Consider the following 11,165-nt stretch of genomic DNA (forward strand, 5'->3'; position numbering starts at 1 on the left):
TCAGGGCCAGATAATCAACCAATAACGTTATTTTCTAATTTATGTTCGCGCGGGGTTCAGTGCTTTTGCGTTAAATAGATAAAGGCGTAAGGGCGAACTGAAGCCGTTGCGCCTGTCACCGAGAGCCAGTAAGGTGGGCGCACTTTTTTAATGCGGAACGGATGTATCCTCATGCACAGTTCAAAAGATCCCCTGCACGGCGTGACGCTGGAAGCGCTGCTCAATGCCCTGGTCGCGCGCTACGGCTGGGCGGAAATGGCCCGCCAGGTCAACATTAACTGCTTTAAAAGCGATCCCAGCATCAAGTCCAGCCTGAAATTTCTCCGCCGGACGCCGTGGGCGCGCAAAGAGGTGGAGGCGATGTATCTGGCTTCGCTCGACGACGATGCGCCGGCAGAGAAAGCGGATCCATGGGCAAACTGGCAGAAAAAATAACCCTTACCACAGGACATCATTATGCAGAGCTGGAGCAGTAAAGATTTCACCGCCGACCGCGCGTGGGGCGCACTGGATATCGCCAATTTTTCCGGCACCACCGTGCGCCTGCACTGGACCGACCAACCCTATATCTGGCACATCAACGACGGTCAGGAGGTGTTTGCCGTCATGGATGGTCAGGTGGCGATGCATGTGAAAGTCAACGGCGAGGAGCAGGTGATCGTGCTGAACGCCGGCGATATCTTCTACGCCGAGGTGGGATGCGAGCATGTCGCTCATCCCCAGGGGGCGGCGCGTATTCTGGTGATTGAGAAAGAAGGGTCGGTCTGATCCCGCCGGCGGGCCATTCGTGAGTCCGCCGTTTCATCGCCTGTCAGACTCCATATACCGCGTTGATATAAATCACGTATCCAGCTTTCGATATACTTAATTCTTGTTTGCCATTCCCTTCACCCCAGCACTATCTTTTGCCGCAGACGCCTGAACAGGCACAACCGCGGGAGAGATCATGGCAACCTTGCAGTGGGACCACGCAGTACAGTTTGTGAATCAGCCGGAAGCGGCGATTGAAACCTTTGCCGGACAGCAGCTGCGGGCGGTGGCCGGCGGGCGCCATCCGGGGTGGGGAACCCGCAATGCGCTGAGCTATTTTGGCCTGACCTATATCGAATTCCTCGCCATTTCCGACCCGGACGAACTGCGCGCCGCGACGGACAGGTTTTTGCTCTCACGGGATGCCGCGCGGTTGCTGCCGGAGAACGAAGCGCTGTTTCGTGTCGCGCTGCGCAGCGACGACATCGACGCCACCCATGACCACTTGCGTCGCAAGGGGCTGGCGGTGTCACCGATCGTCGATGGCCAGCGCCACGATCCGCAGGGCAATGTCATCCGCTGGCGCATCTTCACCATCGATGGCGACACCGACGGGCTGGTCTATCCTTTTGTGCTGCAGTGGGGAGAAGACGACGAGACCCGGCTGGCGCGGCTGCGCGCCCAGGGGCTGGACGTGCCTCATCCGCTGGGCGACATTGTGCTCGAGCAGGCGGTGTTCGAGGTGGACAATCCGCAGGCGGTGCGCGATCGCTGGCAGGCGCTGCTGGGCTTCCCGCCACAGGGGGAGCAGGGGCTGGACGTGGGCGGCCAGTGGTTTACTTTCCGCGAAGGAGCCGCCAACCAGCTGACCGAACTGGTGTTTCGCGTCGCCCACCCGGCGCTTAAGGGGCAACGCTTTCGCGTTGGCAACGGCGTGTATCGCTTTATATAAAGGCTGACTCTAGCGTGCCGTGGCGCGCAGGGCCCCCGGCGGCTGGCCGGTGATGCGTTTGAAAGCCCGGCTGAAGGCCGCCAGCGACTGATACCCGAGGCGGAAGGCCACCTTTTCCAGCGCCTGGCCTTCGTGGGTGATGTACTGCACCGCCAGCCGCATACGCAGCTCGGTCAGATAGCGGGCGGGGGTGGTGCCGGTGGCGGCAAGAAAACGCTCGGCGAAGAGAGAGCGCGACAGCCCCGCCTCCCGCGCCAGATCTTCCACTTTCCAGTTCACGCCCGGACGCTGATGCATGGCGTAGATCGCTTTCGCCAGCCGGGGATCGCGCAGGACCTGCACCCAGCCGGTGGCGTTACCGCACCCGCATGCCACCCAGCCGCGGACAATCAGCGCGGCCACCACGTCCGCCAGCCGGGCGAGGATCCCGGCATAGCCCGCCTGGCGGGTGAGCGATTCCCGCTCCATTGCGGCCAGCAGCGGCTGGATCTCCGGCCAGGTGTGGAGCAGACAACTCACCCGCATCACCTCGGGCATGGCCTTCACCAGCGGCTGCATGCCGCCGAGCTCAAAGTCCATGCAACCGCTGAAAATCACGGCGCGCTCCGGGCAGTCAGGCTGGCCGCCAGCGTTGATGCAACTTACCGTGCTGCACACCGTTTCGCTGTTCAGCTGCGCCACATTTACCACCGCGGCCTGCGGATCGGAGAGCAGGGCGTGTCCGTCGCCGTTAGGAATAAACAGCGCGTCGCCGCTCTCCAGGGTGAACTGTTCTCCGCTGGCCATGCGCAGCAGCACCGGTCCGCGGCTGATGAAATGGAACTGGGCTTTGCCCGCCACGGCGCTAAAGCCGACGCCAAACGGGCGGGAGGTTTCGATGCGCCGGTAATTCACGCCGGAGAGGCGCATACCGCGCAGCAGTTCGCTGGTCAGGTCGATTGTAGGCTGGCTCATGGTAATTCCGGACGAATAATCAATAACTGAAGAGTATGCATCATATATCGTCCAGGGGTAAGCCCCTAAGATGACCAGGATGTTAATAAACCTGGAGAGATGTATATGACTTCCTGCATAGCTGCTGACGCAAACCTGACACCCGTCATGCCTGCCTGGCGTGCCGTCTATGCCCTGGCCCTCGGGGTGTTCGGCCTGATCGTGGCCGAGTTTCTGCCCGCCAGCCTGTTAACGCCGATGGCCAGCAGCCTCGGCGTCAGCGAAGGGATGGCCGGGCAGGCGGTGACCGCCACGGCGCTGGTGGCGTTAGTCACCGGCCTGCTGATCGCCACCGCCACCCGCAATATCGACCGCCGCTGGGTGCTGATGTTTTTTTCCGTGCTGCAGATTGTCTCCAGCCTGATGGTCGCTTTTGCCGGTTCGCTGGCGTTTCTCCTGCTCGGTCGTCTGCTGCTGGGGATCGCCATCGGCGGTTTCTGGGCGATGTCCACCGCCACGGCGATGCGTCTGGTGCCGGCGGCCCATGTGCCGAAGGCGCTGGCGATCATCTTTTCCGCGGTGTCTGTCGCCACCGTGGTGGCCGCGCCGCTCGGCAGCTACCTCGGGGAGCTGATCGGCTGGCGCAACGTGTTTATTCTCTGCGCGATACCCAGCCTGCTGGCGCTGCTCTGGCAGCTGTGGGTGCTGCCCTCCATGCGCCCGGAAAGCGTTGGCACCTTCTCCACGCTGTTCAGGGTGCTGCGCCGTCCCGGTATGCTGGGCGGCATGCTGGCATCGATCCTCATTTTCAGCGGCCATTTCGCCTTCTTCACCTACCTGCGTCCGTTCCTTGAGACCGTCGCGCAGGCCAGCGTTGAAGGCGTTTCACTGATTTTGCTCGGTTTCGGTATCGCTAACTTTATCGGCACCTCGGTAGCGAGCTATCTGCTGAGCCGCAGCCTGCGTCTGACCCTGGCGCTGGTGCCGCTGATGATGAGCGTCCTGGCGCTGCTGATGGTGACGTTTGGCCATCTGAGCGTGCTCGACGGGCTGCTGGTCGCCCTCTGGGGGTTTGCCTTCGGTCTGGTGCCGGTGGCCTGGTCCACCTGGCTGGCCACCACCGTGCCGGATGAGGCGGAAAGCGCGGGCGGTCTGCTGGTGGCCTCTATTCAGCTGGCCATCAGCGCCGGCGCCGCCGGCGGCGGGGCGGTGTTCGATCTGCACGGCGCCAGCGGCGTCTTCACCGGCAGCGGTGTGCTGCTGTTGACCGCGATGGTCGTGGTCTTCACCGCCGTGCGGGTGAAACCGGTCGCCCGCGCCGAACAGCCGGAGACCGGTCGCTTATCCCGCGAGATCGATAACTAAATTGGCCGACAGGCTGCGGGAGCAGCACAGCGCAATATGCTGCTCCGCTGCCTGTTTTTCCGCCTCCGACTGCACGGTATCCCGGTGGTCGACCGTTCCCTCCCGCACCGGCGTCAGGCAGGCGCCGCAGATCCCCATCTCGCAGGAGAGCGGCACGTCGACGCCATGCTCCTGCAGCACCTGGGCGATGGTTTTGTCCCCCGGTACCGGCCAGCGCTCCCCGGTGGAGGCGAGGGTGATGGTGAAGGTTCCGTCCGCCGCCGAGGCCGCCGTCGGGGCGGGCGGCTGGAACGCTTCGCTGTGCAGTTGCGCCTCCGCCCAGCCGGCCGCCAGCGCGGTGTCGCGCACCTGGTTCATAAACCCTGCCGGTCCGCAGAAATAGACCCGGGTGTCGGCGTCCGGCGCGCCCAGATCCTGCGCCAGCCGCAGGCGCGGACTCTGTCCGTCGGCAGAGCAGTGGATCAGGCAGGTTCCGCCGGTGAGCTGGCTGGCGATCTCGGTGGCGAAGGCGGCCTCCTGCGCGCGGCTGACGTAGTAGTGCAGCGTAAAGCTGGCGCCGGACGTCGCCCGGGCATAGGCCATCGCCAGCAGCGGCGTAATGCCGATCCCGGCGGCGAGGAGCACCACGTGGCCGCCCCCGCGCAGGGGAAAGTGGTTGCGCGGGGCAGAGATCAGCAAGGGCTGCCCCGGGCGCAGGGTGTCATGAATATAACGGGAGCCGCCTCGCGACTGCGCCTCGCGGGCGACGCATAGCAGATAGTGATCCCGCCCGGCCGGGCTGCCGGTCAGCGAATACTGACGGATCAGCCCGCAGGGGAGATGGAGGTCGATATGGGCGCCGGGCGTCCACGCCGGCAGCGGTTGCCCATCGGCGCTCACCAGACGAACGGCCAGATTTTTCGCGCCCTGGCGCCACAGGCCATCGACCACCACCGGGAGTATGTCGCGCATAAGACCTCCACTCATACCAGAAAGAAATCGCCAAAGCCCATCTTCTTCAGCCCGCGCCGGTAGGCGATAGAGCTGCGGTCTGCCGGAATATGCGCCTCCAGGGTCAGATCCAGCGGCAGCCGCTCCGGGCGCTGGGTCTCAACCATCAGGCGATCCTCCTCAAACACCCGCAGGTTGAACGCATGAACGTCTTCCACCGGCACATGCAGGTCAAAATTGCGGGCGATAGGGGCGAACATCCGCGTCACGCGCGACGACACCGGCGAGGCGGCGTTCATGATCACCAGCTTCGCATCGGCAGGGAAATGGATGGTCAGCGTGGCGGTGAAGGGCAGATGCATTTCAAAGTGACGCAGCCACTGGAACCCTTCCGGCGCGCGGAAATCGGAGCTGGCCGGGTAATTGCCCACCGAGCTCCAGTAGTCGGCAACAAAACCGAACGGTGTCTCCTGCGGGGTGTAGTCCGGCACCTGCTGATTGTCCGGGTCGGCGAAGGTATCAGTGTGGATCCACGCAAAGTGGGCGACATCGAGAAAGCCTTCGACCTGGCGGCCGGCAAAGCCCTTCACCTCGAAGGCCGGGCAGTTGATTTGCTGAAAGCCGGCGTCGTCCCAGTGCGGCATGGTCGGTAACGGCGGCGGATTGTCCGGATCGCAGGCCAGACAGGTCCAGATCAGCCCGTAGCGCTCCTCCACGGCGAAGCTGGTGAGATGCAGTTTGGCTGGAATGGGTTGCCCCGGACTGGAGGGGATGCGGTTGCAGCGGCCATCCTCGCCAAAGCGCAGGCCATGATAGGGGCAGACGATGCCTTCTTCTTCATGAAACCCCAGGGTCAGCGGGACGCCGCGGTGCGGGCAGACGTCGCGGGCGACCACCACCTGACCTTTAATGCGATAGATAACCAGCTGTTCGTCCAGCAGGGTGGCTTTCACCGGGGCGCCGCCAATATCGCAGGCGCGGGCCACCGGGTGCCAGCAGCGGGCCAGCCGCAGCCAGTCCTCTGGATCAAAGGTGCAATGGGCGGGGGGCGTGGGGATGGTTGTCTTCATGATTTCTCTTCCTGCTCACAGCGGTGATTGTTTTATTGTTGTGAGATTATTGTTGTCATATTAGGGTGTTCACATCCATCACCATTAATTCACTCTGCTGTTGCAAAAAAGAGTACAGGGTCGCCATGAGTCCATTTTCCCGTTTCGCCCACTATTTCATCGCCGTGGCCCGCTGCGGCAGCCTGCGCCGGGCCGCCGAGCAGCTGCATATCTCCGCCTCGGCGATTAACCGCCAGATCCTGCAGGCCGAGGAGGCCTTCGGGACACCGCTGTTCGAGCGGCTGCCGGAGGGACTGCGGATGACCACCGCGGGCGAACTGCTGTATGACAATCTGCTGCGCTGGCAGAAGGAGTTTCGCCAGACCCGGCAGAAATTTGATGAGCTGCAGGGGATGAAGCGCGGGAGCGTCAGCGTCGGTATGGTGCAGGCGCTGGCGGAAGGTGGCTTCGCCGCCGCGCTGGCGGAGATTATCGCCAGCTGGCCGTGGCTGGAGCTGGATCTGCAGGTGGCCGACAGCCACACCGTCAGCCAGAAAGTGCGTCAGGCGGATCTGGACGTCGGTCTGATCCTCGATCCGCAGGGGCAGGCCGGACTTAGCGTGCTGGCCTTTGCCGAACTGGAGGTGGGGATTGTGATGCGCCCGGACCACCCCCTGGCGGGGGCGAGGGCTCTGTCTTTGGGCGAGCTCAGCCTTGAGCGGCACATCGTGCCCGGCGCGCCGCTGATCGTTCATGAGCGGGTGGCGCTTCTCTATCGCCACCATGACTTTGCGCCGGAGAATACCATCAGCTGCAATGATATCCGGCTTATTAAGTCGCTGGTGCTGCGCGGCAGCGGCGTGACGCTCCTCAGCCTGCTCGACGTGCTGGACGAGGTTCAGCGCGGCCAGCTGGCCTTTGTCCCGCTGCGCAGTACACTGCTGCGGCCGCTGACCCTGGCGCTGTGCACTGCGCCTTCTCGTCAGCTATCGCGTCCTGCGCAGATGGCCATTCAGACGCTGAGCGCGGTGATTGAATCCATGGCGACCGTCAGCCCAGCGGCCCGCTGAGGATGGTATCGCACATGCCGTTGATAATCCGCTCACCGGTCTCCTCCCGCAGCTCCTGGTACCAGGCTTCGGTGAGCTGCATATCCTTTCCGTGGGTGATATCGCAGCGCTTGCGCGCCTTCAGTACCAGATCGCGGACCCGGTCGCAGCGCTGGGCTTCATACTCGCGCAGGGCGGTCGCAATATCGCGGGTCTGGCGGAAAACGGCGCCCAGTACCACCGCATCTTCCATCGCCGCGCATCCCCCCTGGCCAATATCCGGGGTGGTGCTGTGTCCGGCGTCGCCCAGCAGCGCGACGCGACCGCGCACCAGGCGGCTGAATGGTTCGATATCGTGGATTTCAATACGGTTGGTGGTCTGCGGGTCGAGGGCGGCGATCAGCTTCTGCACCGGCGGCGCCCAGCCGGCAAAGTAGCGGCTGAGGTCAGCGCGCAGGGTGTCACGATCCTCCGCCAGACCCGCCGGCAGCGGCACATCAAAGAAAAAGTAGAACCGGCCGGCGGAGACTGGCATCAGCGAGACGCGCTTGCCTTCGCCGACAAAGGTGGTCCACTGATCGCCGGGCGCCAGCGCTTCATCTATTTCCACCAGACCGTTCCAGTTGATGTAGCCGGCGTAGCGGCGCTGCGGGGTAAAGCCGAGCACCCACGGACGCAGCGCGGAATGGCTGCCGTCGGCGGCAATCAGCAGATCGCCGCTTGCGCTGCTGCCGTCGGTAAACCACACCGTCACGCCGTCGGCGTTTTCTTCACAGCGGGTGACGCGTTTGCCGAACTGCACGCTTTCCCGTCCCCAGTAATCCAGCATTTCCCGCTGCAGCTCTGCGCGGGAGACCGGGCAGGGGCGGCTGCCGGTACGTTCGATCAGCGGCGCGAGGCTGAACTGGGTCATGTTCTCGCCGCTGCGGAAATCGCGATACGCCATACGGCGCAGCGGTCCGCCGAAGGTTTCCATGATATCGCCCATGCCGAGGTGGGCCATGCACTTCACGCCGTTGGGCCACACGGAAATCGCCGCGCCGACCGGTTTGATCTCTTTCACCGCTTCATAGACTTCGCAGTCGATCCCCGACTGTTTGAGCGCTACTGCCGCACTTAAGCCGCCGATGCCGGCGCCAATCACGATTGCTTTCATTTTTTTCTCCTTCTCCCGATGTTGTGACTGACTACAGCAATTTGCGTACCAGTTCGCCGGAAGGTGGAAAACCGCCGGCCTGAGGCACAGCGATAGGTCATGACGCACCACATCGGTGCAATGTGACGCATTGGTTGCCTTTTTATGAATCAAAAGTTTCTATATGTTGCATTAGGAATCTATCGTTTCAGCACTCTGGTTCCGCAGCGGTGGGGTGCGAGACATGACTGGAGTGATTTAACTGAATGATTTTAAAGTATTAATAAATTTATTCGTTTGCGTTGGTCGTCTCTGGCCTGCTTTGTGCAGAAGCTCTTGCACTTCTCTTTGCTACGGGATAACACCATGTCTGACGAACATCACAGCGCCCTGCTTTACGGCCTTGAACAGCGGATCCCACCGCTTGCGGCCTTTTTTAGCGCCCTCCAGCATGTGCTGGCGGGTCTGGTGGGGATCATCACGCCGCCGCTGATTATCGGCGCCACCCTCGGACTTGGCGACTGGCTGCCGTATCTCATCAGTATGTCGCTGCTGGCCTCGGGTATCGGTACCTTTTTGCAGTCCAACCGGGTCTGGGGTATTGGCGCCGGGATGATCTGCATGCAGGGCACCAGCTTCGCCTTTCTTGGCGTGGCGGTAGCCGGAGGGATGTGGGTGAAAGCGCAGGGCGGCGGGCCGCAGGATATTATGGCGATGCTGTTTGGCGTTAACTTTGTCGCCGCCCTGGTGCCGGTGATTGTCAGCCGCTTTATTGAACCGCTGAAGAAAATCTTTACCCCCATCATTACCGGCAGCGTGATTGCGCTGATCGGCATCAGCCTGATCAAGGTCAGCGTCATTAACTGGTGCGGTGGAGAAAAGGCGCAGGATTTCGCCAGCATGAGCAATATCGCGCTCGGGGCGGGTACCCTTGGCGTTATCGTCCTGCTGAGCTGCGCCAAAAACCGCTGGCTGCGGCTCTCCTCGGTGGTGGTGGGCATTGCCGTGGGCTGTGTGGCGGCAGGGCTGAGCGGTCAGTTCCACCTTCACAGCCTGGGCGACACCCTGTTTCGCCTGCCGACGCTGTTTCCGTTCGGCTTTCAGTTTAACAGCGCGATTTTTCTGCCGGTGGCGCTGGTGTCGCTGGTCTGTATTCTGGAGGCGGTGGGCGATCTGACGGCCAACTCGCTGATTTCGCAACAGTCTGTTGACGATCGCGCTTTCCGCAACCGGTTGAAGGGCGGTATCCTGGCGGACGGCGTCAGCTGCATGGTGGCCGCGATGCTCAGCGCCTTTCCGAACACGACTTTCGCGCAGAACAACGGCGTGATCCAGATGACCGGGGTGGCCAGCCGCTATGTCGGGCGCTACATTGGCGTGATTCTGATCCTGCTTGGGCTGTTCCCGCCGGTGGGCGAACTGCTGCGGCAGATCCCGGCGCCGGTGCTGGGGGGCGCCACGATGGTGATGTTTGGCTGTGTGGTAGCGGCGGGGATCCGGATCATTACCCAGAACCCGCTCACCCGACGCGATGTGCTGATCGTTGGTCTGGCGTTTGGCGCGGGCCTTGGCGTGGAGTCGGTGCCGGCGTTTCTCAGCCATTTTCCGCCGATGGTCGGCGATCTGTTCGGTTCGGCGGCCACCAGCGGTGGGCTGGTGGCGATAGCGCTGAACCTTGTTCTGCCGCAGGAGCAGGCGGCGACGAAAACGATAAGGAGTCAGGATGATCGCGCTGAGACAGTTTAACCGTCTGAGTCATGATGAGGCAGTGGCGCTGCTGGCCCCCTGCGTGGCGATCCCGACCTGGAGCGATACGCTGGTGAGCTTGCGACCCTTCGCCTGCCGTGAAGCGCTGCTGCAGGTCGCCCGGGAAGCGATGGCCGACTGGGGGGAGAACGAGCTGAACGCGGCGCTCAGCGCCCATCCGCGGATCGGCGAAAAACCGACCGGCAGCCAGGCGCATGCGACGATGTCGCGCCAGGAGCAGTCGGCGGTGGACAGCGATAATGAAAAGCTGGCGCAGGCCCTGCGGGAGGGGAATGCCCGCTACGAGGCTCGTTTTGGCCGGGTGTTTTTAATCCGCGCCAAAGGGCGCAGCGGCGAAGAGATGCTGCAGGCGCTGACGCGCCGGCTGCAGCATACCGCCGACGAAGAAGTGGCTGAGGCGCTTGCCCAGCTGCGGGAAATTACGATGTTAAGACTGGAAGGAGCGATTGGCGAATGAGTACCCTGAGCACCCATATTCTGGATATTTCCACCGGCACGCCGGCGGAAGGCGTGACGGTCAGCCTGAGCCGGGAGGGCGAGACGCTGGCGAACCTGGTGACTAACGCCCAGGGGCGTATCGCCACCTTCAGCGCCGCGCCGCTGCCGGCGGGGCGCTACTGCTTAACCGCGGAAACGGGGGCGTGGTTTGCCCGCATCGGGCGCGAGAGCGTTTTTACCCGGGCGCAGATTGATTTTGTCATTGGCGAGGCGACAGATGACCATTTCCATCTGCCGTTTCTGATAGCCCCGGGCGGGTGGTCGACCTACCGCGGCAGCTAAATCCGGCTGCCCATTGCCGGGCGGCGCTGCGCTTGCCCGGCCTACAACGGGGAGAGACAGCTCGTAGGCCCGGTAAGGCGCAGCCGCCACTGGGCATTAAGCCGGCAACAGAGCCGGCTGCCCATTGCCGGGCAGCGCAGCGCTTGCCCGGCCTGGATCGTTACGGAGCGGGGAGAGACAGCCCGTAGGCCCGGTAAGGCGCAGCCGCCACCGGGCATTAAGCCGGCAACAGAGCCGGCTGCCCATTGCCGGGCGGCGCTGCGCTTGCCCGGCCTACAACGTTACGGAGCGGGCAGAGACAGCTCGTAGGCCCGGTAAGGCGCAGCCGCCACCGGGCATTAAGCCGGCAACAGAGCCGGCTGCCCGTTGCCGGGCGGCGCTGCGCTTGCCCGGCCTGGATCGTTACGGAGCGGGCAGAGACAGCTCGTAGGCCCGGTAAGGCGCAGCCGCCACCG

General features: G+C 63.2%; 12 protein-coding genes. 8 read left to right on the plus strand and 4 right to left on the minus strand.

Annotation, left to right across the window (positions count from 1 at the left end; translation table 11 throughout):
- Window positions 1-171 precede the first annotated feature (171 nt).
- The 3 genes from ABLV54_RS18705 to ABLV54_RS18715 all read left to right on the plus strand — a co-directional run bounded on the left by ABLV54_RS18705 (window position 172) and on the right by ABLV54_RS18715 (window position 1,702).
- Window positions 172-435 carry a VF530 family protein gene (locus tag ABLV54_RS18705; protein WP_004205937.1) on the plus strand — a complete coding sequence of 88 codons (264 nt, stop codon included), beginning with the start codon at window positions 172-174 and terminating at the stop codon, window positions 433-435.
- A 21-nt stretch (window positions 436-456) separates the two neighbouring features.
- Entirely contained in the window at window positions 457-768 is a 312-nt protein-coding gene (locus tag ABLV54_RS18710) for a cupin domain-containing protein (RefSeq protein ID WP_023289656.1), read from the plus strand.
- A 178-nt stretch (window positions 769-946) separates the two neighbouring features.
- A complete protein-coding gene (locus tag ABLV54_RS18715) occupies window positions 947-1,702 on the plus strand; it encodes a VOC family protein (protein ID WP_050534222.1) in 756 nt (251 codons plus the stop codon).
- A gap of 9 nt (window positions 1,703-1,711) precedes the next feature.
- Here the strand turns inward: ABLV54_RS18715 and ABLV54_RS18720 are convergent, their stop codons facing one another.
- The gene (locus tag ABLV54_RS18720; protein ID WP_044522989.1) at window positions 1,712-2,656 is read right to left on the minus strand and encodes an AraC family transcriptional regulator; all 945 of its coding nucleotides are present in this window, start codon (window positions 2,654-2,656) and stop codon (window positions 1,712-1,714) included.
- A gap of 105 nt (window positions 2,657-2,761) precedes the next feature.
- Here ABLV54_RS18720 and ABLV54_RS18725 point away from each other — a divergent pair, with 105 nt between their 5' ends.
- Window positions 2,762-4,000, plus strand: coding sequence for an MFS transporter (locus tag ABLV54_RS18725; protein ID WP_050534243.1), 1,239 nt, complete (start codon window positions 2,762-2,764; stop codon window positions 3,998-4,000).
- Here the strand turns inward: ABLV54_RS18725 and hpxE are convergent.
- Both hpxE and hpxD read right to left on the minus strand, forming a co-directional pair.
- On the minus strand, window positions 3,977-4,951 hold the full coding sequence (hpxE, locus tag ABLV54_RS18730; protein ID WP_050534224.1) for a molybdenum cofactor-independent xanthine hydroxylase subunit HpxE: 975 nt from the start codon (window positions 4,949-4,951) through the stop codon (window positions 3,977-3,979). The two genes, ABLV54_RS18725 and hpxE, sit on opposite strands and share 24 nt — an antisense overlap.
- 11 nt (window positions 4,952-4,962) lie before the next feature.
- Entirely contained in the window at window positions 4,963-6,000 is a 1,038-nt protein-coding gene (gene hpxD, locus ABLV54_RS18735) for a molybdenum cofactor-independent xanthine hydroxylase subunit HpxD (protein WP_048297498.1), read from the minus strand.
- A 125-nt stretch (window positions 6,001-6,125) separates the two neighbouring features.
- Between hpxD and hpxR the strand changes: the two genes are divergently transcribed.
- Entirely contained in the window at window positions 6,126-7,049 is a 924-nt protein-coding gene (hpxR, locus tag ABLV54_RS18740; RefSeq protein ID WP_023289662.1) for a LysR family hpxDE operon transcriptional regulator HpxR, read from the plus strand.
- On the opposite strand, the gene hpxO is transcribed toward hpxR, so the two are convergent.
- Window positions 7,030-8,184: an FAD-dependent urate hydroxylase HpxO gene (hpxO, locus tag ABLV54_RS18745; RefSeq protein ID WP_050534225.1), complete on the minus strand. Its 1,155-nt coding sequence runs from the start codon at window positions 8,182-8,184 to the stop codon at window positions 7,030-7,032. The genes hpxR and hpxO overlap by 20 nt on opposite strands.
- A 345-nt stretch (window positions 8,185-8,529) precedes the next feature.
- Here hpxO and ABLV54_RS18750 point away from each other — a divergent pair, with 345 nt between their 5' ends.
- Genes ABLV54_RS18750 through uraH form a run of 3 tightly spaced genes read left to right on the plus strand, consistent with a single transcriptional unit; the run spans window position 8,530 to window position 10,710 of the window.
- Complete coding sequence (locus tag ABLV54_RS18750) at window positions 8,530-9,909, plus strand: nucleobase:cation symporter-2 family protein (RefSeq protein ID WP_050534226.1); 1,380 nt, start codon at window positions 8,530-8,532, stop codon at window positions 9,907-9,909.
- Window positions 9,887-10,387 carry a 2-oxo-4-hydroxy-4-carboxy-5-ureidoimidazoline decarboxylase gene (uraD, locus tag ABLV54_RS18755; protein ID WP_050534227.1) on the plus strand — a complete coding sequence of 167 codons (501 nt, stop codon included), beginning with the start codon at window positions 9,887-9,889 and terminating at the stop codon, window positions 10,385-10,387. The genes ABLV54_RS18750 and uraD overlap by 23 nt, the downstream gene beginning before the upstream one ends.
- Complete coding sequence (gene uraH, locus ABLV54_RS18760; RefSeq protein WP_044523006.1) at window positions 10,384-10,710, plus strand: hydroxyisourate hydrolase; 327 nt, start codon at window positions 10,384-10,386, stop codon at window positions 10,708-10,710. Before uraD ends, uraH begins: the two co-directional genes overlap by 4 nt.
- Window positions 10,711-11,165: the final 455 nt, after the last annotated feature.

The organism is Klebsiella sp. JB_Kp042 (assembly GCF_040065275.1).
Lineage (GTDB): Bacteria > Pseudomonadota > Gammaproteobacteria > Enterobacterales > Enterobacteriaceae > Klebsiella > Klebsiella quasipneumoniae.

What these genes read in the sequence shown, in the direction of transcription:
- uraD (WP_050534227.1), top strand. Translation starts at nt 9,887, where the DNA reads ATGATCGCGCTGAGACAGTTTAACCGTCTGAGTCATGATGAGGCAGTG.
- hpxR (WP_023289662.1), top strand. Translation starts at nt 6,126, where the DNA reads ATGAGTCCATTTTCCCGTTTCGCCCACTATTTCATCGCCGTGGCCCGC.
- ABLV54_RS18720 (WP_044522989.1), bottom strand. Translation starts at nt 2,656, where the DNA reads ATGAGCCAGCCTACAATCGACCTGACCAGCGAACTGCTGCGCGGTATG.
- hpxE (WP_050534224.1), bottom strand. Translation starts at nt 4,951, where the DNA reads ATGCGCGACATACTCCCGGTGGTGGTCGATGGCCTGTGGCGCCAGGGC.
- ABLV54_RS18750 (WP_050534226.1), top strand. Translation starts at nt 8,530, where the DNA reads ATGTCTGACGAACATCACAGCGCCCTGCTTTACGGCCTTGAACAGCGG.
- hpxO (WP_050534225.1), bottom strand. Translation starts at nt 8,184, where the DNA reads ATGAAAGCAATCGTGATTGGCGCCGGCATCGGCGGCTTAAGTGCGGCA.
- uraH (WP_044523006.1), top strand. Translation starts at nt 10,384, where the DNA reads ATGAGTACCCTGAGCACCCATATTCTGGATATTTCCACCGGCACGCCG.
- ABLV54_RS18705 (WP_004205937.1), top strand. Translation starts at nt 172, where the DNA reads ATGCACAGTTCAAAAGATCCCCTGCACGGCGTGACGCTGGAAGCGCTG.
- hpxD (WP_048297498.1), bottom strand. Translation starts at nt 6,000, where the DNA reads ATGAAGACAACCATCCCCACGCCCCCCGCCCATTGCACCTTTGATCCA.
- ABLV54_RS18715 (WP_050534222.1), top strand. Translation starts at nt 947, where the DNA reads ATGGCAACCTTGCAGTGGGACCACGCAGTACAGTTTGTGAATCAGCCG.
- ABLV54_RS18710 (WP_023289656.1), top strand. Translation starts at nt 457, where the DNA reads ATGCAGAGCTGGAGCAGTAAAGATTTCACCGCCGACCGCGCGTGGGGC.
- ABLV54_RS18725 (WP_050534243.1), top strand. Translation starts at nt 2,762, where the DNA reads ATGACTTCCTGCATAGCTGCTGACGCAAACCTGACACCCGTCATGCCT.